We start from the raw sequence: 22374 nt of genomic DNA, 5'->3' as shown, positions 1-22374 counted from the left end.
AGGCGGCCATGGCGAACCAGGAGGCCACGGCAAAAAAGCCGAAGCACGATGCGGCGAGGCCGTTTCTAAGAAATTTCGGGTTCATTTCTAGGCTATTGCCAAAAGGTAGGACGCGAACATCTACCGCCGAATCTGCACCGACTCCCGCGTCCGCTGGAGTCGCGCTTTTTCCTTCGCGTCGAAATCGGCCAGGCAGACGTCGCGCTTGGTCATGGCGCATTCGAGGTAGTCGATGATTTCGATGACGGCGGCGCGTAGGGCGCGCGAGCCGGGGCCGTCGTCGATGGAGCTGATGTTGAAGGCGCCCGAGCTCATGTCCTTGGCCTCGCTGGGCGCCGTGCGGCCTTCGATCGTGCGGGCGTAGCGGATTTCGCCGGTCGTGGTGTCGATCACGCGCAGGTCCACGGCGAGATAGCCGCCATGCGAAACCTGCTCGATGCCGGCGCCGACGCCGAGGAAGCCGCGTTTGACCTTGGTCTCGGTCTGTTCCTCGAATGCGGTGACCGTGCCGGTGATCAGGTACTGCGCGCCGGTGAGCTTGCCGATCTGGATGCTGGTTTCGGCCGAGACGCGGCCGGACGCGGACAGGTTCTGTTCTTCGAGGACCGCGCGCAGCTTCTGGCGTTCGACGATGTTGAAGGCCGACCGCGAGGACAGTTCATTGGTCAGCATTGTGGTCAGCGCGCGGCCGGCGCCGCCTTGCATGAACATCGCGCCGGTCTCGTCCTGGAACTTGAGCACACCGATAATCGGGCGGCTCGCGGGCAGGGCCGCGACCGGCGTCGCAGGCGCGACGGCCGGGGTCGGCATCGGTGCAGTGGCCGTTTCCTGCGCCAGCGCGGGCAGGGCGAGCACGAACAGCAGCAGGGCGAGGCGGGTCATGCGTCGATCATAGCGCCCCGAGCTGCGGCGGGAAGAGCTGGCCACGGCGCCGGTTCGAACACGACGGGTGTGCTGTCCTCGCACGCATCGGGGAGAAAAGGCGCCGATCCGATCGCCTCGTGCTCGCTACCGGCCTGGGCGAGCCTCGCCGCGAGAGCGGCATCGTCGCTTTCGCGGCAAAGCCCGCGATAGGCCGCGCGGCGCTCATTCGTCGTCCGCCCCAGGGCCAGATAAACCCGGTGCGGGCTGAGCAGGGCATCGCGCTGGCCCTCGGCATTGGCGCGGTGACTACTCCAGGGGTAGACGCAGGCGCAGGCCGCGAGGCCGGCACGCACCGGCGCGGTTTCCACCTGCCGCATGGCGGCAAGCAAGTGATGCTCGCCGTCGATGGCACGGCAGTCGTGCCGGCTGAGCCAGGGGCTGCCGTATTTGCCGGCGCCATGCCGGATCTGATCGTGCACCAGGCCACGCAGGCTGTCGGCGAGCAGGGCGGTCACGAGCAGCTGCACCCGGTCGGGCATCAACGCGTAAGCATGCACAGCACAGGCCCGGCGCAAGGCCACGGCCCGCAGGCGCAGCAGGTATTGCCGGAAGTCCCCCGGCGTCGTCAGGCAGGCATGCCGACGCCGGCCCTGGAAGCTCAGATGCCAGGTGGTGCCCGGCGGGCAGGCGGGGGTCAGGAGGGGCATGGGCAGGCTCCGGCGGCGTGATCGGCAGGTTCGCGCGCGTCGCCGGTGCGCGGCCGTCGGTGGGAAGGCGGTGCGGGCGTAGGGCAATGACGGTGTTTTCGTGTGGGAATGCGCGTTCCCGTTTTCGTGCTCCCCCCGCCTGCGGTACCCTCAACGCCTGATTTCGCCTGTTGGCCCTTATCCCCCATGCAAGACACTCAAGACCCCGGCGCCTACAGCCCGAAGGCCGTGGAATCGGCCGCGCAGGCCCATTGGCGCAACACCCGCGCCTTTGAAGTCACCGAAGACTCGTCCAAACCCAAGTATTACTGCCTCTCGATGCTGCCGTACCCCTCGGGGGCGCTGCACATGGGCCATGTGCGCAACTACACCATCGGCGACGTGATCAGCCGCTTCCGGCGCATGACCGGCTACAACGTGATGCAGCCGATGGGCTGGGATGCGTTCGGCCTGCCCGCCGAGAACGCCGCGATCAAGAATCACACCGCGCCCGCGAAGTGGACCTACGCCAATATCGAGCACATGCGCGGCCAGCTGCAGTCGCTCGGTTATGCGATCGACTGGAGCCGCGAAGTCACCACCTGCACGCCCGAGTACTACCGCTGGGAACAGCTGATGTTCACGCGCCTGTTCAAGAAAGGCATCGTGTACCGCAAGAATTCGGTCGTGAACTGGGATCCGGTCGACCAGACCGTGCTCGCCAACGAACAGGTCATCGATGGCCGCGGTTGGCGCAGCGGCGCGATCGTGGAAAAGCGCGAGATTCCGCAGTGGTTCCTCAAGATCACCGCGTATGCGCAGGAATTGCTCGACGGTCTGGACACGCTGTCGGGCTGGCCCGATGCGGTCAAGACGATGCAGCGCAACTGGATCGGTCGCAGTGAAGGTCTCGAGATCAACTTCGCCGTGGACGGAGAAGCCGAGCCGCTGACCGTGTTCACCACGCGTCCCGATACGCTGATGGGCGTGACCTATGTCGCGGTTGCCGCCGAGCATCCGCTCGCCGTGAAGGCCGCCGCGAACAATCCGCAGCTCGCGGCCTTCATCGAAGAATGCAAGCACGGCGGCGTGTCCGAGGCCGAGCTGGAAACGCAGGAAAAGAAGGGCGTCGCTACCGGCGTGTACGCCGTGCATCCGGTCAGCGGCGAGAAAGTGCCAGTCTGGGTCGCCAACTTCGTGCTCATGGGGTATGGCACCGGCGCGGTCATGGCCGTGCCCGGTCACGATCAGCGCGATTTCGAATTCGCACACAAATACGCGTTGCCGATCCAGCAGGTCATCGCGATCCGCTCGCCGCTTCCGCCGCACCTGGCACCGGAGTTCGCGTACGACGTCAACGAATGGAAAGAGTGGTACGGCGACAAGACCCGCGACGATCTCATCGTCATCAACTCCGGCGAACTCGACGGCATGGGCTACAAGCAGGCCTTCGAGCATCTGGTCGCGAAGTTCGAGCGCGAGTCGCTGGGCGCGCGCCGGGTGAATTTCCGTCTGCGCGACTGGGGCGTGAGTCGCCAGCGTTACTGGGGCTGCCCGATTCCGATCATCTACTGCGCCCAATGCGACGCGGTGCCGGTGCCGGAAGACCAGCTGCCGGTGGTATTGCCCGAGGACGTCGCGTTTACGGGCATGAAGTCGCCGATCAAGGCCGATCCCGAGTGGCGCAAGACCACCTGTCCGAATTGCGGCGGCCCGGCCGAGCGCGAGACCGACACGTTCGATACCTTCATGGAGTCGAGCTGGTACTACGCGCGCTACACCTCGCCGGGTGCCAACGATCTGGTCGATGAGCGCGCGAACCACTGGCTGCCGGTCGACCAGTACATCGGCGGCATCGAACACGCGATCATGCATCTGATGTATTTCCGCTTCTATCACAAGCTCATGCGCGACGCGGGCATGGTCAAGAGCGACGAGCCGGCGACGAATCTGCTGTGCCAGGGCATGGTCATCGCCGACACGTTCTATCGCGAAGTGCCCGGCGCGCCGAACGAATGGTTCAATCCGGCTGACGTCGATGTCACGTTGGATGAGCGCGGCCGCGTCACCGGTGCGACGTTGAAGTCGGATGGCCTGCCCGTGCACGTCGGCGGCACCGAGAAGATGGCCAAGTCCAAGAACAACGGCGTCGATCCGCAGCTCATGGTCGATCGCTACGGTGCCGACACCGTGCGCCTGTTCTCGATGTTCGCCGCGCCGCCGGAGCAGTCTCTGGACTGGAACGAATCCGGCGTCGAAGGCATGTCGCGTTTCCTGCGCCGGCTGTGGTCGCAGGCGCACAAGCATGTCGCGGACGGTCCGGCACCGACGCTCGATCTCGCCGCGCTGTCGCCTGCGGCGAAAACCCTGCGCCGCCAGCTGCACGAAACCATCCAGAAGGTCGGCGACGACTACGGTCGCCGCTACACCTTCAACACGGCGATCGCAGCCGTGATGGAACTGCTGAATGCCCTCGCGAAGTTCGACGAAACCGGCGACAGCGCGCGTGCCCTGCGTCAGGAAGCTTTCGAAGCCGTGACCTTGCTGCTCAATCCGATCACGCCGCACACCGCGCATGCGCTGTGGCAGTCGCTGGGCCATGCCGAGGCGACGCTCGAAGACATTGCTTTCCCGAAGGCGGACCCTGCGGCCCTGGTGCGCGACAGCGTGACCCTGGCCGTGCAGGTCAACGGCAAGCTTCGCGGTACCATCGAGGTCGCGGCGAACGCGGCCCGGGATGAGATCGAAGCCCTGGCCCAGGCGGAAGCGAACGTCGTGAAATTCCTCGAAGGTCTGGCGGTGAAGAAGATCATCGTCGTGCCGGGCAAGATCGTGAATATCGTGGCGGCCTGAGTTGCCTTTGTTTGCTGCGGGCCTCGTCGGTGACGGCGAGGCCGGCTCAACCGGTCCGGATTGCCGGACCACCGGAGTGAAATCGTGAGACTGCTCGTGATCGTGGCATTGCTGCTCCTCGCCGGCTGCGGATTCCATCCGCGCCAGCAGATCCGGTTGTCCGAAGCCGTGGGCCCGATGAAGGTCGAGACCGCCGATCCCTACAGCCAGCTGGGCGTGGAACTGGCGAGCTCGCTCAGCCGTGCGGGCGCCACCGCGCCGGTCGACGGCGTGCCCTCGGCGTCGCTGAAGATCACTGGCGAAAACTGGTCGACGATTCCGCTGTCGCTCGATCAGTTCGCGCAGGTGCGTGAATACCTCACGCGCTATCGCGTCGATTTCGTGCTGCAGTCGGCCGACGGCAAGCCGCTGGTCGAGGCGCAGAGCATCGAACTCTCGCGTGAATACACCTACGACGCGAACGCGTCCGCCGGTAGCCCGGCCGAGCAGGAACTGATCCAGCGCGAGCTGCGCCGCGACATGCAAGCCGCGATCCTGCGCCGCATCGACATCGTGCTGCGAAACACGCCGGACTGATGGAACTCCGCCCCGACCGCCTGGAACGCCAGCTGGCCGGCGAACCCTTGCGACCGGTGTATCTGGTCGCCGGCGGCGAACCGCTGATCGTGCAGGAATGCGCCGATGCGATCCGCGCCCGCGCGCGCGAGGAAGGCTACGGCGAACGCGAAGTGCTCGACGCCGAAGGCAGCTTCGACTGGAACGCGCTGACCATGGGCGTGGCCTCGCTGAGTTTGTTCGCGACGCGCCGGCTGTTCGATCTGCGCTTGCCGACCGGCAAACCGGGCAAGGACGGCAGCGAAGCGATCCAGGCCTATTGCAACAATCCGCCGCCCGACACCGTGCTGCTGATCACCGCACAGGACTGGAGCAAATCGCACGCGGGCAAATGGAGCGAAGCGATCGCACGCGCCGGGCATGTATTGCCGGTGTGGCCGGTCAAGCCGCATGAATTGCTCGAATGGCTCGGCAAGCGCCTGCGTCAGCGCGGCCTGGTCGCGACGCCGGCCGCGGTGGCGATGCTCGCCGAGCGCGTCGAAGGCAATCTGCTCGCGGCCGCGCAGGAAATCGACAAGCTCGCCTTGCTCTCGCCCGGCGCACAGCTCGACGAGGATGCGATGGATCGTTTCGTCGCCGACTCCGCGCGTTTCGACGTCTTCAAACTGGTCGAAGCCGCGCTTGCCGGCGATGCCTCGCGGGCCTCGCGCATGTTGCGTGCGCTCAAGGCCGAAGGCGAGCAGGTGCCGGGTCTCTTGCCGATGCTGGCGATGGAAGTACTGCGCCTGGGCCAGCTCGCGCGCGTGCAGGCCGACGGCGGCAATGTGATGAACGCGATGCGCGATGCGCGCATCTGGGAAAGCAAGCAGGCGCTGTACCGGCGCGCGATCGACCGGCATCCGGCGGCGCGATGGGAAGTGTTCGTCGGCGAGGCCGGTCGCATCGACCGCATCGCCAAGGGCCGCGAATCGGGCGACGCCTGGCTCGCGCTGGAGCGGTTGCTGGTGACGATGGCCGAGCCCAAGGCACGTCGTCTGCTGGCCTCGTGAGCCTGCGCATCCTCTATGGCGGGACCTTCGATCCGATCCATCTGGGTCATCTGGCCGTAGCTGCGGCCGCGCGCGATGCGCTCGACGCGAAGGTGTATTTCCTGCCGGCCGGCGATCCGCCGCACCGTCCGCCGACCGGCGCGAGCGCCGAGCAACGCGTGCGCATGATTGCGCTCGCGATCGCCGAGCAACCCGGCTTCCTGCTCGATCGCCGCGAACTCGAACGCAGCGGTCCGTCCTACACCGTCGATACCCTGCGCGAACTGCGGGCGCAGCTGGGGCCGGACGAGCCGCTCGCGTGGCTGGTCGGCGATGACGCCTTCAGCGGGCTGTCGAGCTGGCACGACTGGCGGTCGCTGTTCGATCTGGCGCATTTCGTCGTCGCCGTACGGCCGGGCTACGCGCTCGACAACCTGCCGGAGAATCTCGCGCAGGCCTGCGACGGGCGCTGGGAGAGCGATCCCTCGGCCCTGTCCGGGCAGCCTGGCGGCCGCCTGTTCCGCCTGGCGATGCCGCCGCATCCGGCGTCTGCCAGTGGTATCCGGCGCTCGCTGGCGGGCGGCCGAGGCGACCGGGGCTGGCTGGCGCCGGCCGTCGCCCTTTACATCCACAAGCTCGGCCTCTACCAGAACCGTTGACGGGGGCCGGTGATCGGCAGGGGTATAATCGCCCCCGGTCTGGCGCGGCGAACCGCGGCTGCCGGACCCATTCCCCCATCACGAGACAGCGCGTTGACCACCCAAGCCCACGTCATCAAGACCAAAATGCCGGACCCGGCGCCGTCGCCGGAAGCGTTGCTCAAGCAGGTGCACGCAGCGCTGGAAGAAATGAAAGCCAAGGATGCGGTCGAGATCGACGTTCGTGGCAAGACGAGCATCGCCGACTATCTCGTCGTGGTCTCGGGCACCTCCACGCGTCACGTGAAATCCGTCGCCGATGAAGTGGTGCAGTTCGCGAAGAAATGCGGCGTGATGCCGCTGGGCGTGGAAGGCGAGCGCGAAGCGGAATGGGTGCTCGTGGACCTGGGCGACGTGATCGTGCACGTGATGCTGCCGCGCATTCGCGAGTTCTACGCGCTCGAACGTCTGTGGACGGTCGGCGACCAGCCGCCCGAAGCCGAATAATTTCCGCGAAACCATGAAAGCCCGGCTCATCGCCGTCGGCGAGCGTGCGCCGGACTGGGTCGCCAGCGGTTTTTCGGAATATCAGAAACGACTGTCGCACTGGCTCCCGCTGGAGCTGGCGGAGGTCGCGCCGGGCTTGCGCGGCAAGGGCCGTGACGCGGCGCGCGCGATGAGCGACGAAGGCACGCGCGTTCTCGCGGCCCTGCCCAAACAGGCGCATGTGGTCACGCTCGACGGCCGTGGCAAACCGTATTCTTCGGAACAGCTGGCGCAACGGCTCGAAGCCTGGCGCCAGCAGGGACGCGATCTGGCGTTTCTCATCGGTGGTCCGGAAGGACATCCGCCGGAAGTGATCGCCGCGGCGAACGAAAGCTGGTCGCTCGGCCCGCTGACCTTGCCGCACATGCTCGTCCGGCTGGTGCTCGCCGAACAGCTCTATCGCGCCTGCAGCCTGCTCGCGAACCATCCCTACCATCGAGCGTAGGAGCCCGCGCGCTGGCGATCAGATCAGGGAGAGGTCGTGTCGCGCGCCACGTGCGAGACGTGGAATCCGAACCACGTTGCTTTGCCCTTCAGCACGAGCGCAACGGGACGATCGGGAAGTTCGGCGAAAAACATTTCGCCGATGCAGACGTGGCTGAGAAACTTGCGCCGCAATGCCTCGCCCTCGACGCGGTACCTGCAGCCGCGCCGGCCGTGGTATTCGTCGCGGATCAACGATGCCGGTTCCTCGTGCGGGTCGCCGACGGCCAGGGTCACTAGGTCGGGCAGGGCGTGGACGATGATCATCCAGAACATGGCGTAGAGCATGAAGGGCAGCAGCGTGTACATCAGGACCTTGTTGAACAGCGATGCACCTTCCTGCGTGCGCATGCGCCCGGTCGCATAGCCCCAATACATCGCGGCGGCAGCGCCCACGGCCGCAGCGATCGCCAGGCCATTGCCGATCCGATACCAGTCTTCGGATGGCACGAAGTTCGCGAACAGAAGCTCGTACACGATCAACGCCATGCACACCATCAAGCCGTTGACGACGACCTTTCTCAGGGTCGAAACCGGGCCCTGGCCGTAGTAGGTGTCCGAAAATGACAAACGCGTCTCCTTGTCCGGCGCGCTCGCCGTTCGACGGGATGCAGCAGCAGCGGAACTATTTTTTGGGGCGCAGCGACCCGAGCGCCGGCAATTTCACCGGCACGCCGTTCTCGCAATCGCCCAGGTCGCACAGCAGTTTCACCATCGTCGGCTGCGATTGCACGAGCAGGTGGAAGATCGTGTTCTGTTCGATCGAGCCGCGCACCGCAGCCGAGCCCGGGCCGCGCGCCCAGACGCCGACATCGTCGCCGCCATGCGTCTCGCTCGACAGCGGCCACATCGATTCCTGCAGGTAGTCCGGATCCTGGGTGTCGACATTCGTCAGGTCGGGGCGACCGATCGCCGGTTCGACCATCGACAGCGTGTGCGGTGCATGTTTCGGTCCGGCGGGCTGCTGGCTGCTGGCGCCGGCATAGCCCGGGCCATTGGTGTAGTTGAGCGTGGTGAAGGGCAGGCCGAGTTTGTCGCGCGCCAGGCCCGCGGCATCGTCTTCGCTTGCGCCACCGGTGACCTTGCCCAGAATCGGATTGCCGCGCTGCGGGTAGCCGACGAAGCTCATCGTATGCGAGTGGTCGGCGGTGACGAGGATCAAGGTGTCGGCCTCGTCGGTCATCTCGGTGGCGGCGCGCACCGCGTCCGACAGCGAAATGGTTTCGGTCAGGGCGCGATAGGCATTGCTGGCGTGATGGGCGTGGTCGATACGTCCGCTTTCCACCACCAGGAAAAAACCCTTTGGATTCTGCTGGAGCACCGTGATCGCCGCGCGCGTCATCTCGGTGAGGCTGGGTTCGCCGGCGGCATCCTTGCGGCGATCGTGCTCGTAGTTCATGTGGTCGGGCTCGAACAGTCCGAGCAGGTGCGCGGTGTGCGCGAGGTCCAGCGCGGCCAGCTGCTTGCCGTTCCACACATAGCGGCCGTCCGGATGGCGCTGCTGCCATTCCTCGATCAGGTTGCGGCCGTCCAGGCGCACCCCGTTGTCGCGGGCGCGTTCGGGGTCTTCCGTTTCTGCGGGCAGAAACTGGCTGCGACCGCCGCCCATCGCGACCTCGATGCCGTTGCCGATGTCGAAGCCCACCAGTTGCCGGGCCAGGTCGAGGCAGCCGGCGGCTTTGGCGTCGGCGGGCATCTCGACATCGTTCTCCCAGTTGCGTTCGGAGACATGGCCATACGTCGCGCCAGGCGTGGCATGGGTCAGGCGCGTCGTCGTCACCACGCCGGTGGACAGGCCGGCCGCCTCGGCGATTTCCACGGCGGTCGCGAGCGGCGTCTTCTTTCCGGCGGCGCAGTCGCCACGACGTGCTTCCTGGCCGACGCTGAGCATGCCGATGCGCGTTTTCGCGCCGGTGATCATCGCCGTCATCGTGCCGGCGGAGTCGGGCGTTTGGCTGTCGGTGTTGTAAGTTCGGCTGAGCGCGGTGTAAGGGAAACGCTCGAAGCTGAGCTGGTTCTCTTCGCCCGGCTGCTGCCGCGACTGGCCTTCGAAAATGCGCGCAGCGGCGACCGTGGGCAGGCTCATGCCGTCGCCGATGAACAGGATCACGTTTTTCGCTCGGGCCTGTCCGGCGCCGCGCGACTGCGCGCTCGCCGCCCCGGCGCGGAACCACCAGGCCGGCGACTCGCCCTGGGGTCGGGCGATGGCAGGCACGGTGATCGGCGCCGTCGTTGTCGCGACGGCAGGGGCAGGGGATCGGGAAACGGGGGTTGCGGCGCAACCTGCGAGTCCCAACACGGCCAGGAGGGCAATTCGGAAGTTGGATCGCATGGGCAAGGACAAGGTCTGAATCGGGCCAGTATGGCCGATCCGATGGCAGTTCCATGACAGGCTGCGGTGGCGGGGCTCAGCAGCTATCCTTGGGCGATGCTCCATCTCGCCTCGAAATCTCCCCGACGTCTCGAACTGCTCCGGCAGCTCGGCCTCGATCCCGGTCTGCTGGACCTGGACGTACCCGAGCAGCGTCAGCCCGGTGAACCGCCCGAGGACTATGTCAGCCGCGTCGCCCGCGAGAAGGCTGGTGCCGGCCTGCTCAAGGTGATGTCGTCGCCGCAGGCCGTCGTGCTCGGCGCCGACACCGAAGTCGTGCTCGGCGATACGGTGTACGGCAAGCCGACCGACGCCGCCGATGCCGCGCGCATGCTCGCCGAGTTGTCGGGTCGCACGCATCGCGTGATCACCTGCGTGTGGCTGGTCAGCGCCGGTCGCGAGGAACATGCGACCAGCATTTCCGACGTGCGTTTCGCCGAACTCACCGGGCCGCAGATCGAGGCCTACGTCGCCTCCGGCGAAGCCTTCGGCAAGGCGGGTGCCTACGGCATCCAGGGGCGCGCCGCGGCGTTCATCGCCCATCTTTCCGGCAGCCATTCGAGCGTGATGGGCCTGCCGCTGCACGAAACCGCCGTCTTGCTGCGCAAATTCCAGTTGCTCCCCTAAGCACTTTCGTAAGCGAGATCGCCTTGTCCGAAGAAATCCTGATCAACGTCACGCCGCGCGAAACCCGGGTCGCGCTGGTGGAAAACGGCATGCTGCAGGAACTGCACATCGAGCGCGCGTCGCGGCGCGGCGTGGTCGGCAATCTGTACAAGGGGCGTGTCCAGCGCGTGATGCCGGGCATGCAGGCGGCCTTCGTGGAAATCGGCCTGGACCGCGCCGCGTTCCTGCACGCGTCCGACATCATGCGCGTGCCGCAGGTGCAGCCGGGCGAGAGCGAAGAGCCGGCCCCGCCGGCGCCGCCGCCGATCACCTCTCTGGTGCATGAAGGCCAGGAAATCGTCGTGCAGGTGGTCAAGGACCCGATCGGCGGCAAGGGCGCGCGTCTGACCACGCAGATTTCCATTCCCTCGCGTTATCTCGTGCTGCTGCCGTATTCGCGCGTGATCGGCGTGTCGGCGCGCATCGAGGACGAAACCGAACGCGCGCGCCTGAAAACCATCATGGCCGAACTTGTCGACGGGTCCGGTGTCGGCTACATCGTGCGCACCAATGCCGAAGGCCAGTCGGCCGAAGCCCTGTCCGAGGACGTCGACTACCTGCGCCGCGCCTGGCAGATCATCCGCGATGCCAGCGGCACCACGAAAGTCGGCGAGCGCATCTACGACGACCTGTCGCTGCCGCTGCGCGCGGTGCGCGATCTCATGCGCAAGGACGTCGACAAGGTGCGCGTGGATTCGCGCGAGACCTTCGACCGTCTGATGGCCTTTGCAAGGCAGTTCATGCCTGATTTGGCCGAACGCGTGGAACATTACGTCGGCGAACGACCCGTGTTCGACCTGTACGGCGTCGAGGACGAGATCCAGCGCGCGATGCAGAAGGAAGTCCCCCTGAAATCGGGCGGCTACCTGATCGTGGACCAAACCGAGGCGATGACCACCGTGGATGTGAACACCGGCTCGTTCCTGGGCCAGCGCAATCTCGAGGAGACCGTGTACCGCACCAATCTGGAAGCGGCGCAGTCGGTCGCGCGGCAACTGCGCCTGCGCAACCTCGGCGGCATCATCATCATCGACTTCATCGACATGACCGACGACGAGCACAAGCGCCAGGTGTTGCGCACGCTCGAAAAAGGACTCGCGCGCGATCACGCCAAGACCACGGTCTACGATTTCTCGCCGCTGGGCCTGGTCGAGATGACGCGCAAGCGCACCACCGAAAGCCTGGAGCGCCAGCTGTGCGAGCCCTGCCACGAGTGCAGCGGCCGCGGTAGCCTCAAGACCGCCGAAACCGTGATCTACGAAATCTTCCGCGAGATCACCCGGGCCGTGCGCCAGTTCGAGGCCTCGCAATTGCTGGTGATCGCCTCGCCCAAAGTGGTGACCAAGATCACCGACGAGGAATCGGCCGCGGTTGCCGAGCTCGAGGAATTCCTCGGCAAGGGCATCCGCTTCCAGATGGACGAGCAGTACGCGCAGGAACAGTTCGACGTGGTGCTGCTGTAAACCGATGACCACGACGCTGCGCCGCCGGATCCGTCACACCCGCCGCTGGCTGGGTTATGGCGTGCTGGTGTTGCTGATCCTGGTCGCCTTGCTGGTCGGCGTCGCCAACCAGATGCTGCCGCTGGTCGAGCGCAATCCCGAGAAGATCGCCGCCTGGCTCAGCGAGCGCGTCGGCGAACCGGTGCGCTTCAGTCATGCGCACGCCGAATGGACGCGGCGCGGTCCGCGTTTCATCCTCGACGATCTGCGCGTGGGCGATGGCGCGAAAACGCTCAACATCGGGCGCGCGGAATTGCTCGTTGCGATCTATTCGGGCCTGTTGCCCGATCATCCGCTGACCGAACTCAAGGTCCGCGAATTGTCGCTGACCCTGGTGCAGGACGCCGATCGCCGCTGGCACGTGCTCGGCCTGCCTGCGCAGGACCAGACGCAGGGCGATCCGCTCGATCGTCTGCAGGGCTTCGGCGAATTGCAGATCGAAAAAGCGCGGCTGTCCGTGCGCTCGCCGCAACTCAAACTCGACATGGCCTTGCCGCGCGTGGATCTGCGCCTGCGCGTGGACGACAAACGCCTGCGCGCCGGCGCCTCGGTCTGGTCGAATACGCTGAGCGCGCCGATGTCGGTGGTGCTGGACATGCAGCGCAAGCGGTTCGATGGCGTACTCTGGGCCGGCGGCGACGATCTCGTGCTCACGCACTGGGCGCCGCTGCTCGCGCAGGTCGGCCTGGTTCCGCGCGATGGTCAGGCCCAGGCCAATCTGTGGGCGAAGCTGCACGACCAGCGCATCGACGAAGTCACGCTGGCGGCGGACCTGCAGCACCTGTCGCTGGAATCGATGGACCCCTTGCCGACCTCGGACGGTCGCCTGCTGCCGGCCACGGCGAGTTTCGACCGGCTGCAGACGATGGCGCGCTGGTCCTTGATCGGCGGCGCGTGGCGATTGCAGATTCCCGAACTCGATGTCACCCAGGGCAAGAACACCGCGCATCTGGGCGGCTTGCAGGCGCAGGTCGGCGAACGCTTCGTCGTGCAGGCCAAGGAACTGGATCTGTCGCCCTTGTCCGCGCTGCTGTCGCTGAGCGACCGCCTGCCGCGTTCCCTGCGCACCTTCCTCGCGCAGTCGCAGCCGCAGGCGGTATTGCACGAGGTGTCGGTGCAGGGCCGGCGCAACGGTCAATGGCACGGTAGCCTGCGCATCGACGGACTCACGCTCAAGCCTCACGGCACCAAACCGGGCGTGTCGGGATTGGCGGGGCGCGTGGAGTTCGACGAGCGCGGCGGCGTGTTGCGCCTGGATTCGACGCCCGTGAAGTTCGAGTGGCCGGCGGGACTGCGCCAGACGCTCGATCTCAAACTCGCGGGAACCTTGGCGCTGTGGCGCAACGGTCCGGGCTGGACCCTGGGTAGCGAACAACTGCATATCGATGGCGGCGATTTCGCCTTCGACACGCGCGTGCAGGTCGGCTTCCAGGGCGATGGCAGTCTGCCGACGCTCGATCTCTCCGCAGCGCTGGCGCCGTCGAGTTTCGCGACCGCGAAGAAGTTCTGGATCATGCACAAGATGCCGGCGACCACGGTGAAGTGGCTCGATCAGGCACTCGTCCAAGGCGAGGTCGTCAATGGCCGCATCGCGATCGGCGGCGATCTCGACGACTGGCCGTTCGCCAATCATGCCGGCACCTTCGATGCCCGCGCTACGATCCGCAACGCGACGGTCAAGTTCAACGAGCAATGGCCGGCCGCGCAGAACATGAATCTGGACCTGGCCTTCGACGGTCCCGGTTTCACCCTCGAGGGCACCGGCGACATCCAGGGCAATCACGTGAGCCATGTCAGCGGCGGCATTGCGAGTTTTCACGACAGCCTGCTCACGCTCGACATCGCCGCGACCGGCAGCGGCGAAAAATTGCGCGAGCTGATGATCGCCAGTCCGATCAACGACACCTACGGTGAGCACCTCAAGGCCGCGACGATCGCCGGTCGCGCCGAGGTCGCGCTGCGTATGGATTTGCCGCTGGGCCATGATCACAGCGGCAAGCGCATCGAAGGCACGGTCGATCTGAGCGATGCGCGCCTGGCCGATTCGCGCTGGAACCTTCGCTTCAGCCGCGTCAGTGGGCGCACGCGTTTTTCCGATCACGGCTTTTCCGCCGACGAGCTGAAGGTCCATCTGGACGACCAGCCCGGTGTGTTCAATCTCAAGGTGGGCGCCTTCGTCGACGATCCCCGGCTGGCCGCGCAGGCCACGCTCGACGGCCGGTTCACCGCGCCGACCCTGATTGATCGCACCGACAATCTGGCCTGGCTCAAACCCTGGATCAGCGGGCAGAGCACCTGGAAGGCGCGCGTCGACATTCCCGCCGGGGAAAAAGGCAAGACCGCGCCGCCGGCGCAGCTGCACCTGGCGACCGATCTCGTCGGCAGCGCACTCAGTCTGCCGGCCCCGTTGAACAAGGCCGCCGACGTCGCGCTGCCGCTGGAGCTGCAGACGCCATTGCCGGTTGAACAGGGCGAAGTCACGCTGCGTCTGGGCGAGCTGCTGCGTTATCGCGGCGTGCTGCGCAAGGATGCGCCGATGCTGGGCAGCCTGCAGTTCGGTGGCGGTGCGGCGGCGCCGCCGCGTGTCGCCGGTCTGTCGGTGCGCGGCGACGTGCCCTTGCTCGACGCCACCGGCTGGATCGCGTTTTCCTCGAAGGGCGAGGGCGGCGCGGTCCTGCACGACATCGACATCCAGGCCAAGCAGCTCAATCTGATCGACCGCGCGTTCGCCGATACGCATCTGCAGCTCGATCACGGCGCGGCGAACACGCAGATCCGCCTCAAGGGCACCGGCATCGACGGCACGATCGATATTTCCGACGATGCCGCGCGCGGCGTGCAAGGCCGTTTCGCGCTGCTGCATCTGGCGGCCGCGTCGACGACGACGCCCGGCGCACTGCCGGCGACCATCGAAGTCGACGATCCGGCGAAACTGCCGCCGCTGCGTTTCTCCGTCGCCGATCTGCGCATGGGCGACGCGCAACTGGGCCAGGCCGAATTGCAGACGACGCCGCTGCCCAACGGCTTGCGCGTGGACAAGTTCCAGACCCGCGCGCGCACGCTCAACCTCAGCGCGGCGGGCGAATGGGTGCGCGCCGAGCGTGGTACGCGCTCGAATTTCCGTCTCGAATTCACCGCCAACAGCCTGGGCCAGATGCTCGATGCACTGGGCTTCGCCGGCATGGTCAGCGGCGGCAAGACGCGCGCCACGCTGACCGGCAGTTGGCCCGGTTCGCCCGGTGCTTTCAGTCTGGCGACGTTGAGCGGCAGTCTGAAGGCCGACGTCGGCGAGGGCCGCCTGCTCGATGTCGAGCCGGGCGGGTCCGGCCGCATCCTCGGCCTGCTCAGTCTTGCGGAGATTCCGCGTCGTCTGAGTCTGGATTTCAGCGACTTCTTCTCCAAGGGGTTCAGTTTCAACGAAGCCAAGGGCGATTTCGTCTTCAACGAAGGCAAGGCGCGCACGGATAATCTGCGCATCGACGGCCCCGCGGCGGAAATCCGCGTCAGCGGCACCACCGGCCTGCGCGACCAGACCTACGACCAGCGTGTGGAAGTGCTGCCCAAGGCCGGCGGCGTACTGCCGGCGATCGGCATGCTGGCCGGTGGACCGGCCGGTGCAGCGGTCGGTGCGATGGCACAGGCGGTGTTGCAGAAACCACTCAAGCAGACCACGCGCGTCGTGTATCACATCACCGGCTCGTGGAAAGAGCCCAAGGTCGTGGTCACCGAACGCGGCCCCCCGCGCGCGGGCAGCATCGTCGGCGATCGCGGTTCGCCCAGCGGGCCTTGAGCCTGTCGCGTTCCGGCCGCATCTGTCAGGCTAGTGGCGTGATGCCTTCCATGGAATTCCGATGAGCCAGATGCTCGAACTCGCCCAGTCGCGTCTGCTGCAGCCCGCCGGGTTGGGCCTGTCCGAACTCGACCGCAGTTTTTCCCGGCTCATGGGACCCGGCGTGGATTTCGGCGATCTGTATTTCCAGCACAGCCGGCGCGAGAGCTGGACGGTCGAGGACGGCATCGTCAAGGACGGTGCGCATTCGATCGAACAGGGCGTCGGCGTGCGCGCGATCAGCGGCGAGAAAACTGGCTTCGCCTATTCCGACGACATCCGCGCCGAAGCCCTGCTCGAATCCGCCGCCGCGGCGCGCGCGATCAGTCGCGACGGCAACAGCGCGCAGACGTCGCAGCGCATCGTGGTGCCGGGGCGCGAGCTGTATTCGGCGCTCGATCCGATCGACGGGCTCGACGCCGAAACCAAGGTCGCGAAGTTGCGCGAGATCGACCGCTTCGTGCGCGACATCGATCCGCGCGCGACCCAGGTCATCGTCAGTCTGACCGGCGGTGTCGACACCGTGCTGGTCGCGCGCAGCGACGGCGTGATCGCTGCCGACGTGCGGCCGCTGGTGCGCTTCAACGTGCAGGTCATCGTCGAGGACGGCGGCAAGCGCGAGGCCGGCTATTCCGGCGGCGGCGGTCGTTTCTCTTACGAAGAACTGTTTTCCGGCGGCCGGCCCGAAGCCATCGCGCGCGAGGCCCTGCGTCAGGCGCTGGTCAACCTCGAGGCCGGCGAAGCGCCGGCCGGCACGATGCCGGTCGTGCTCGGGCCGGGCTGGCCGGGCGTGCTGCTGCACGAGGCCGTCGGACACGGCCTGGAAGGCGATTTCAATCGCAAGGGCACCTCGGTGTACTCCGGACGCATCGGCGAGCGTGTGGCCGCGCCGGGCGTGACCATCGTCGACGACGGCACGCTGATGGGGCGTCGCGGCTCGCTGAACATCGACGACGAAGGCACGCTGACGCAGTGCACGACACTGATCGAGGACGGCATCCTGCGCGGCTACCTGCAGGACACCTTGAACGCGCGCCTGATGGGCATGACGCCGACCGGCAACGGCCGGCGCGAGAGTTTCGCGCACCTGCCGATGCCGCGCATGACCAATACCTACATGCTCGCCGGCAACTACGATCCCGCCGAACTCGTCGCGTCGGTGAAGAAAGGTCTCTACGCGCCGAACTTCGGTGGCGGCCAGGTCGACATCACCAGCGGCAAGTTCGTGTTTTCGGCCAGCGAGGCCTATCTGATCGAGGACGGCAAGATCACGCGGCCGGTCAAGGGCGCGACGCTGATCGGCAACGGTCCGGAAGTCATGACGCGCGTGAGCATGGTCGGCAACAACCTCGAGCTCGATGCCGGCGTCGGCGTCTGCGGTAAGGACGGTCAGAGTGTGCCGGTCGGCGTCGGTCAGCCGTCGCTGAAGATCGATGCGATGACGGTGGGTGGGACGCAGGCTTAGCGGGTCGCCAGCAAGCTGGCTCCTACTGTCACGGATCCGAGGGGTCTTCGGCGTCGGCGTTCATGAGCTCGCGCAGCTCGCGGAACAATTCGCGATACGCATGCGGCGGCTTGTTGCGCAATTTCTCTTCCTTGGCATTGCGGGCGAGCTGGCGCAGATGCTGGCGGTCGGCATGCGGGTGTTCGGCGACGATTTCCGACAGCGCCGAATCGCCTTCTTCGATCAGACGATCGCGCAGGGCTTCGATGCGGTGCAGGGCGGCGTTCTCGCGTCGCGACTCGCTCTTGTCGTGATCGAGTGCAGTGCGCAGCGACGTGAGCAGTTCGTCGTCTTCTCGGCGCAGTTTCTTGGCCAGAAAGCCGACCTGCCGCTTGTGCGCGATCTGCGCGGTGATGCGTTGCGCGTCCATGACGTGGCCGACCAGGTCTTCGCTCAGCGGCAATTGCAGCAGGCGCGCATGCGGCAGTTTCACCAGGCGCTCGGCGAGCTCGAGCACGGCCAATGCCTCGCGACGCAATTCGCCGCGACTGGGGCCGAGAAACTCGCCGCTTTCCTCTTCGATACCGCGCATGGCATTCATCAAATCTTCGGGTTGGCGCATAGTATGGGCATGACGACCGACATCACCAAATCCGCCGATCCGGCGCAGTACACCGACCACCTCGCCGAGCTCGCCGAACAGGTCATCGCCCGCTGCCGGGCCCGCGGCGCGAGCCAGGCCGAAGTCTCGCTCAGCGAGGACCAGGGCCTGTCGGTGAACGTGCGCCTGGGCGAGGTGGAAACGGTCGAGCGCAATCGCGATCGCGGCATCGCGCTGACCGTGTATTTCGGTCAGCGCAAGGGCACGGCGAGCACCGCCGACCTGCAGGCGAGCAGCCTGGAGGCGACCGTCGACCAGGCCTGTGCGATCGCGCGTTTCACCGAAGAGGACAGCGCCTCGGGCCTTGCCGAGGCCGAGCTCATGGCCAGGCAGGCCGTGGATCTCGATCTGTGGCATCCCTGGGACATCGATGCCGACCACGCCATCGAACAGGCCCTGCAGGCCGAAGCCGCAGGACGCGAGGCGGACGCGCGCATCAGCAATTCCGACGGCGCATCGCTGAGCTCGGGGCAGAGCATCGCCGTCTACGCGAACAGCCACGGCTTCGTCGGTCGCGAGCGCAGCACGCATCACTCGCTCAGCTGCTCGCTGATCGCCGGCAAGGATGATGCGATGCAGCGCGACTACTGGTATTCGACCGCGCTCGATGCCGCTGAGCTCGAATCGCCGGCTGCCGTCGGTCGCCGCGCGGCGCTGCGCACCGTCGCGCGCCTGGCACCGCGCTCGATCGCGACGGGCGACTATCCGGTGCTTTTTTCCGCGGAAATGGCCCGCAGCCTGGTCGGACACCTGCTGGGTGCGGTGTCCGGTGGTGCGCTGTATCGGCGCGCCAGCTTTCTGCTCGATGCGGTCGGCACGCCCCTGTTCCCGGACTGGCTGTCGATGGTGGAGACGCCGCAGTTGCGTCGCGGCCTGCGCTCGGCCTGGTTCGATGCCGACGGCGTCGGCACGCGCCAGCAGGATCTGGTCCGCGACGGCGTGCTCAGCCGGTATGTGCTCGGCACCTATTCCGCGCGCAAGCTGGGTCTGGCGACCACGGGCAATGCCGGCGGCATCCACAATCTCAGCGTCACGGCCAATGCCGCCGGGCAGGAAGAACTGCTTGGACGCATGGGCAGCGGGCTGCTGGTCACCGAGCTCATGGGCCAGGGCGTGAATGCCATGACCGGCGACTATTCCCGCGGCGCGGCGGGCTTCTGGGTCGAAAAGGGCGAGATCGCGCACCCCGTCGACGAGCTCACCATCGCCGGCAACCTGCGCGAGATGTTCCGCTCGATCGAGGCCATCGGCGCCGACGTGGACCGGCGCTCGCACGTGGCCATGGGCTCGCTTTTGCTGGGACGAATGACCGTGGCCGGTTCCCGCTGAAAGTCCGTGGGTTGACATGACGCCCGCCGGGGCGGAAATTCACGCCCAGTGCACGGAGGGTGCACGGTCCATCCATTTACGAGGGGAAAGGCAATGAGTGACGTGTCTCAAGACGACAAGACCATGGCGATGATCGGCCATCTCTCCGGCATCGTTGCCGGTTTCATCGGCCCGCTGGTCATCTGGCTGATCAACAAGGACAAGGCCGACAAGGCTTGGCTCAATGGTCAGGCGGTCGAGTCGTTGAACTTCCAGATCACCATCTTCATTGCCTACATGGTCGCCGGCGTGCTCACCTTCGTGCTGATCGGCATGTTGCTGATTCCGGTGATCCTGTTGGCCAACCTGATCCTGTGCATCATGGCCGGCATGAAGGCCAACGAAGGCGTCGATTACCGCTATCCGTTCGCGCTGCGCCTGATCAAGTAATTCGTTCGGATCGCGCGGGTCAACTGGCCCGCGCGATCGCGAATTCCGCTACGACGCGCAAGGCGTCGGCGCGGTCTCCAAGCGGCCCCAGGGCCGCTTTCATTTTGTCCGCGAGTTCGCGCAGCAGCGCCTTCGATCCGTCCAGCCCGACCAGGGACGGATAGGTCGATTTGTCCTGCGCCGCGTCCTTGCCGGCAGTCTTGCCCAGCTGGGCGGCATCGGCCTCGACATCGAGGATGTCGTCGCGAATCTGGAAGGCCAGGCCCAGATCGGCTGCGAAGCTGTCCAGGCGCGCCAGCAGGGCGTCGTCGGCGCCTCCGACGAGCGCGCCCATGCGCACACCCGCGCGGATCAGGGCGCCGGTCTTCATCGCGTGCAGGCGCGCCAGGGCCGGCAGGGCAAGGGTTTGCCCGGTCGCGTCCATGTCCAGCTGCTGGCCGCCGCACATGCCCAGGGAGCCGGAGGCGTCGGCTAGGCATGCCACCAGGGCGATCCGGGTCTCGGCAGGCAAGGGCGCGCGCGTGAGCTCGCCGAAGGCCAGGGCCTGCAGGGCGTCGCCGACCAGGATCGCGGTCGCTTCGTCGAAGGCTACGTGCACGGTCGGGCGACCGCGACGCAGGTCGTCGTCGTCCATCGCCGGCAGGTCGTCGTGCACGAGCGAGAACGCGTGGATCAGTTCGATCGCCACCGCCGCGCAGTCCAAGGCGGCCTCGTCGGCCTGCAGCAGATGACCGGTGGCGTAGACCAGACGCGGCCGGATGCGCTTGCCGCCGCCGAGCGCGGCGTGGCGCATGGCTTCGTGCAGACGGCGGGGGATCTGCGATGCGGCCGGGAGGCTGCGTTCGAGAGCGGATTCGACGCGTTCGGCCCAGCGCGCGGCCTGCAGGTCAGCCGACATCGCCGGAGAAATCTTCCGCCGATTCCGGACGGGTCGGATCGGTCAGCAAGCGCACGCGCAATTCGGCCTGCTCGAGCGCGGTCTGGCACTGGCGATACAGGGCGACGCCGCGCTCGTACGCGATCAGCGAGTCGTCGAGGCTTTGTTCGCCTTTTTCCATCTTTTGCACCAGCTGTTCGAGCTCATCGAGCGAGCGTTCGAAAGCGGCGACGGGGGACGGCGGCGTTGCGGGGGTCTTGGCGGCCATGGCGCAAGTGTGACCGCGCGGGCGCGCACGGGTCAATGCATCCGATCCCACACCAGCCGGACCTCGCTCGCGGCCAGGCGCGCGGAAATCACGCCATCGCCGGCCGCCAGCAATTCGCCGTCGGCTGCGAACAGCAGCGGCAGGCGCTCGCGTTCCCAGGGCGGAATGCCGAAATCCTGGAATGCCTGCTTGAGCGCATGCGAATGCTGGCGACCGGGCAGGGTGATGCGTTCGCCGCCTTGGCGCGCCGCGACGCGCATCGCGGTCAGACCCGCTCCCACAAGGCCCGCTCTTACCAAACTCACCGTGTCGCCGGTCGGCAGCCGCAGCGGCTCCATGCCATCCCACTCGGTCTGCCAGTCCGGCGGCAGTACCGGACGCGCCGTTTCGACATGCAGCAGACCGCGCCACCGACGCAGCACCTGGCCGGCCCAGCGATAGACCGGTTCCGCATCGGGGCGGGCGCCGAGCAACTGGGTATCAATGATCGCGAACGCCGGTCCAGGCAAAGGCGGCAATCCGAGCGCATCGAGCCAGGCGCGCAGGACGCGCGCACGCCAGGGCGCGCTCAGTCCCTTCAGCGTCCCGGTCGACAAGGTTGCGGGATCCACGCCCTGCGCCTGGGCAAGGTATTTTTCCGCTTCCGCGCGCAGCAGGCCCGCGTCTTCGGCGAGCAGGGCCGCACTGCGCGACAGCGACGCGGCCGCTTGCGGCCAGCGTTGCGCGATCAGCGGCAGCACGGACTGCCGCAGGAAATTGCGGTCCAGTGCGTGATCGTCGTTCGAGGGATCCTCGATCCACGCCAGTCCGTGCGTGCGCGCATAGGCCAGCAGATCCGCACGCGGCACCGCGAGCAAGGGCCGCCACAGCAGGCCGCCGGCAAACGGCCGCGTGACCTGCATCGCCGACAAACCGTCGCTGCCGGACGCGCGCAGCAGGCGCAACAAGACCGTCTCGGCCTGATCGTCGCGATGGTGCGCGAGGGCGAGTGTTTCGCCGGGATGCAGATGCTCGGCGAACGCCGCGTAACGCGCCTCGCGTGCCGCGGCTTCGAGACCGAAGGCACCGTCGCGCGACACGCTGACATTCGCGACGATGAGTTCGACACCCAATGCCGCGCACACGTCCTGGCAATGCCGCGTCCACCGATCGGCGTCGGCATGCAGGCCGTGATTGACGTGGATCGCGCGTACGGGCCGCAGGTTTTCGCGCGAGTGTGCGAGGAGATGCAGCAGGGCGGTCGAATCCATGCCGCCGCTGAATCCAACAAGCACACGATCTTGCCCGTCGAAAGGACTCAGATCGATTCCCGCAAGCTGCGAGTCAGAGTCCATCGATCACCGGC

General features: G+C 66.7%; 20 protein-coding genes. 12 read left to right on the top strand and 8 right to left on the bottom strand.

Translation table 11 applies throughout. From position 1 onward, the window contains the following. Positions 1 to 120: 120 nt before the first annotated feature. Entirely contained in the window at positions 121 to 882 is a 762-nt protein-coding gene (locus G467_RS15075; protein ID WP_022968106.1) for a CsgG/HfaB family protein, read from the bottom strand. Next, positions 879 to 1571, bottom strand: a complete 693-nt coding sequence (locus tag G467_RS17255) for a transposase (RefSeq protein WP_022968105.1) — start codon at positions 1569 to 1571, stop codon at positions 879 to 881. Before G467_RS17255 ends, G467_RS15075 begins: the two co-directional genes overlap by 4 nt. A gap of 186 nt (positions 1572 to 1757) precedes the next feature. Between G467_RS17255 and leuS the strand changes: the two genes are divergently transcribed. The 6 genes from leuS to rlmH all read left to right on the top strand — a co-directional run bounded on the left by leuS (position 1758) and on the right by rlmH (position 7615). Then, entirely contained in the window at positions 1758 to 4403 is a 2646-nt protein-coding gene (gene leuS, locus G467_RS0102245; protein ID WP_022968104.1) for a leucine--tRNA ligase, read from the top strand. Positions 4404 to 4487: 84 nt separating this feature from the next. Further along, positions 4488 to 4979, top strand: coding sequence for an LPS-assembly lipoprotein LptE (locus G467_RS15065; RefSeq protein ID WP_022968103.1), 492 nt, complete (start codon positions 4488 to 4490; stop codon positions 4977 to 4979). Next, positions 4979 to 6007: a DNA polymerase III subunit delta gene (gene holA, locus G467_RS18270; protein WP_022968102.1), complete on the top strand. Its 1029-nt coding sequence runs from the start codon at positions 4979 to 4981 to the stop codon at positions 6005 to 6007. The genes G467_RS15065 and holA overlap by 1 nt, the downstream gene beginning before the upstream one ends. After that, complete coding sequence (gene nadD, locus G467_RS0102230; RefSeq protein ID WP_022968101.1) at positions 6004 to 6645, top strand: nicotinate-nucleotide adenylyltransferase; 642 nt, start codon at positions 6004 to 6006, stop codon at positions 6643 to 6645. The genes holA and nadD overlap by 4 nt, the downstream gene beginning before the upstream one ends. Before the next feature lie 93 nt (positions 6646 to 6738). After that, complete coding sequence (gene rsfS, locus G467_RS0102225; protein WP_022968100.1) at positions 6739 to 7131, top strand: ribosome silencing factor; 393 nt, start codon at positions 6739 to 6741, stop codon at positions 7129 to 7131. A 13-nt stretch (positions 7132 to 7144) separates the two neighbouring features. Beyond that, positions 7145 to 7615: a 23S rRNA (pseudouridine(1915)-N(3))-methyltransferase RlmH gene (gene rlmH / locus G467_RS0102220; RefSeq protein WP_022968099.1), complete on the top strand. Its 471-nt coding sequence runs from the start codon at positions 7145 to 7147 to the stop codon at positions 7613 to 7615. 23 nt (positions 7616 to 7638) lie between these two features. On the opposite strand, the gene G467_RS0102215 is transcribed toward rlmH, so the two are convergent. Together G467_RS0102215 and G467_RS0102210 are read right to left on the bottom strand one after the other, a co-directional pair. Continuing rightward, positions 7639 to 8223 carry a hypothetical protein gene (locus tag G467_RS0102215; RefSeq protein WP_026802284.1) on the bottom strand — a complete coding sequence of 195 codons (585 nt, stop codon included), beginning with the start codon at positions 8221 to 8223 and terminating at the stop codon, positions 7639 to 7641. 55 nt (positions 8224 to 8278) lie between these two features. After that, positions 8279 to 9985, bottom strand: a complete 1707-nt coding sequence (locus G467_RS0102210) for an alkaline phosphatase family protein (protein ID WP_022968097.1) — start codon at positions 9983 to 9985, stop codon at positions 8279 to 8281. 96 nt (positions 9986 to 10081) lie between these two features. Between G467_RS0102210 and G467_RS0102205 the strand changes: the two genes are divergently transcribed. The 4 genes from G467_RS0102205 (at position 10082) to tldD (ending at position 17486) form a co-directional block, all read left to right on the top strand. Next, the gene (locus G467_RS0102205) at positions 10082 to 10651 is read left to right on the top strand and encodes a Maf family protein (RefSeq protein ID WP_022968096.1); all 570 of its coding nucleotides are present in this window, start codon (positions 10082 to 10084) and stop codon (positions 10649 to 10651) included. Between the two features lie 23 nt (positions 10652 to 10674). Next, the gene (gene rng, locus G467_RS0102200) at positions 10675 to 12153 is read left to right on the top strand and encodes a ribonuclease G (protein ID WP_022968095.1); all 1479 of its coding nucleotides are present in this window, start codon (positions 10675 to 10677) and stop codon (positions 12151 to 12153) included. A gap of 4 nt (positions 12154 to 12157) precedes the next feature. After that, positions 12158 to 15982 carry a YhdP family protein gene (locus tag G467_RS15060; protein ID WP_022968094.1) on the top strand — a complete coding sequence of 1275 codons (3825 nt, stop codon included), beginning with the start codon at positions 12158 to 12160 and terminating at the stop codon, positions 15980 to 15982. 61 nt (positions 15983 to 16043) lie between these two features. After that, complete coding sequence (gene tldD, locus G467_RS0102190; RefSeq protein WP_022968093.1) at positions 16044 to 17486, top strand: metalloprotease TldD; 1443 nt, start codon at positions 16044 to 16046, stop codon at positions 17484 to 17486. A gap of 28 nt (positions 17487 to 17514) precedes the next feature. Here the strand turns inward: tldD and yjgA are convergent, their stop codons facing one another. Further along, positions 17515 to 18057 carry a ribosome biogenesis factor YjgA gene (gene yjgA / locus G467_RS15055; RefSeq protein ID WP_081644566.1) on the bottom strand — a complete coding sequence of 181 codons (543 nt, stop codon included), beginning with the start codon at positions 18055 to 18057 and terminating at the stop codon, positions 17515 to 17517. Between the two features lie 39 nt (positions 18058 to 18096). On the opposite strand from yjgA, the gene pmbA reads away from it, so the two are divergent. Beyond that, complete coding sequence (pmbA, locus tag G467_RS0102180) at positions 18097 to 19455, top strand: metalloprotease PmbA (RefSeq protein ID WP_245559023.1); 1359 nt, start codon at positions 18097 to 18099, stop codon at positions 19453 to 19455. Between the two features lie 93 nt (positions 19456 to 19548). Continuing rightward, entirely contained in the window at positions 19549 to 19884 is a 336-nt protein-coding gene (locus G467_RS0102175) for a DUF4870 domain-containing protein (protein ID WP_051130365.1), read from the top strand. A 19-nt stretch (positions 19885 to 19903) separates the two neighbouring features. On the opposite strand, the gene G467_RS0102170 is transcribed toward G467_RS0102175, so the two are convergent. The 3 genes from G467_RS0102170 to tilS are packed head-to-tail and all read right to left on the bottom strand — an operon-like array spanning position 19904 to position 22363. Continuing rightward, a complete protein-coding gene (locus G467_RS0102170; protein WP_022968089.1) occupies positions 19904 to 20782 on the bottom strand; it encodes a polyprenyl synthetase family protein in 879 nt (292 codons plus the stop codon). After that, on the bottom strand, positions 20772 to 21029 hold the full coding sequence (locus G467_RS0102165; protein WP_022968088.1) for an exodeoxyribonuclease VII small subunit: 258 nt from the start codon (positions 21027 to 21029) through the stop codon (positions 20772 to 20774). Before G467_RS0102165 ends, G467_RS0102170 begins: the two co-directional genes overlap by 11 nt. 32 nt (positions 21030 to 21061) lie before the next feature. Further along, positions 21062 to 22363 (bottom strand): tRNA lysidine(34) synthetase TilS, encoded by a 1302-nt coding sequence (gene tilS / locus G467_RS0102160; protein ID WP_051130364.1) that lies wholly within the window; start codon positions 22361 to 22363, stop codon positions 21062 to 21064. Positions 22364 to 22374: the final 11 nt, after the last annotated feature.

Source organism: Arenimonas oryziterrae DSM 21050 = YC6267, from assembly GCF_000420545.1.
GTDB classification, from domain to species: domain Bacteria; phylum Pseudomonadota; class Gammaproteobacteria; order Xanthomonadales; family Xanthomonadaceae; genus Arenimonas; species Arenimonas oryziterrae.
Note: the sequence above shows the minus strand (reverse complement) of the source record. Positions and strands in the feature narration are given on the sequence as shown.

Bases quoted from the DNA above. Each gene is read 5' to 3' on its own strand.
- G467_RS15075 (WP_022968106.1), bottom strand. From the start codon at position 882: ATGACCCGCCTCGCCCTGCTGCTGTTCGTGCTCGCCCTGCCCGCGCTG.
- G467_RS17255 (WP_022968105.1), bottom strand. From the start codon at position 1,571: ATGCCCCTCCTGACCCCCGCCTGCCCGCCGGGCACCACCTGGCATCTG.
- leuS (WP_022968104.1), top strand. From the start codon at position 1,758: ATGCAAGACACTCAAGACCCCGGCGCCTACAGCCCGAAGGCCGTGGAA.
- holA (WP_022968102.1), top strand. From the start codon at position 4,979: ATGGAACTCCGCCCCGACCGCCTGGAACGCCAGCTGGCCGGCGAACCC.
- rlmH (WP_022968099.1), top strand. From the start codon at position 7,145: ATGAAAGCCCGGCTCATCGCCGTCGGCGAGCGTGCGCCGGACTGGGTC.
- G467_RS0102210 (WP_022968097.1), bottom strand. From the start codon at position 9,985: ATGCGATCCAACTTCCGAATTGCCCTCCTGGCCGTGTTGGGACTCGCA.
- G467_RS0102205 (WP_022968096.1), top strand. From the start codon at position 10,082: ATGCTCCATCTCGCCTCGAAATCTCCCCGACGTCTCGAACTGCTCCGG.
- G467_RS15060 (WP_022968094.1), top strand. From the start codon at position 12,158: ATGACCACGACGCTGCGCCGCCGGATCCGTCACACCCGCCGCTGGCTG.
- tldD (WP_022968093.1), top strand. From the start codon at position 16,044: ATGAGCCAGATGCTCGAACTCGCCCAGTCGCGTCTGCTGCAGCCCGCC.
- yjgA (WP_081644566.1), bottom strand. From the start codon at position 18,057: ATGCGCGGTATCGAAGAGGAAAGCGGCGAGTTTCTCGGCCCCAGTCGC.
- pmbA (WP_245559023.1), top strand. From the start codon at position 18,097: ATGACGACCGACATCACCAAATCCGCCGATCCGGCGCAGTACACCGAC.
- G467_RS0102175 (WP_051130365.1), top strand. From the start codon at position 19,549: ATGAGTGACGTGTCTCAAGACGACAAGACCATGGCGATGATCGGCCAT.
- G467_RS0102170 (WP_022968089.1), bottom strand. From the start codon at position 20,782: ATGTCGGCTGACCTGCAGGCCGCGCGCTGGGCCGAACGCGTCGAATCC.
- G467_RS0102165 (WP_022968088.1), bottom strand. From the start codon at position 21,029: ATGGCCGCCAAGACCCCCGCAACGCCGCCGTCCCCCGTCGCCGCTTTC.
- tilS (WP_051130364.1), bottom strand. From the start codon at position 22,363: ATGGACTCTGACTCGCAGCTTGCGGGAATCGATCTGAGTCCTTTCGAC.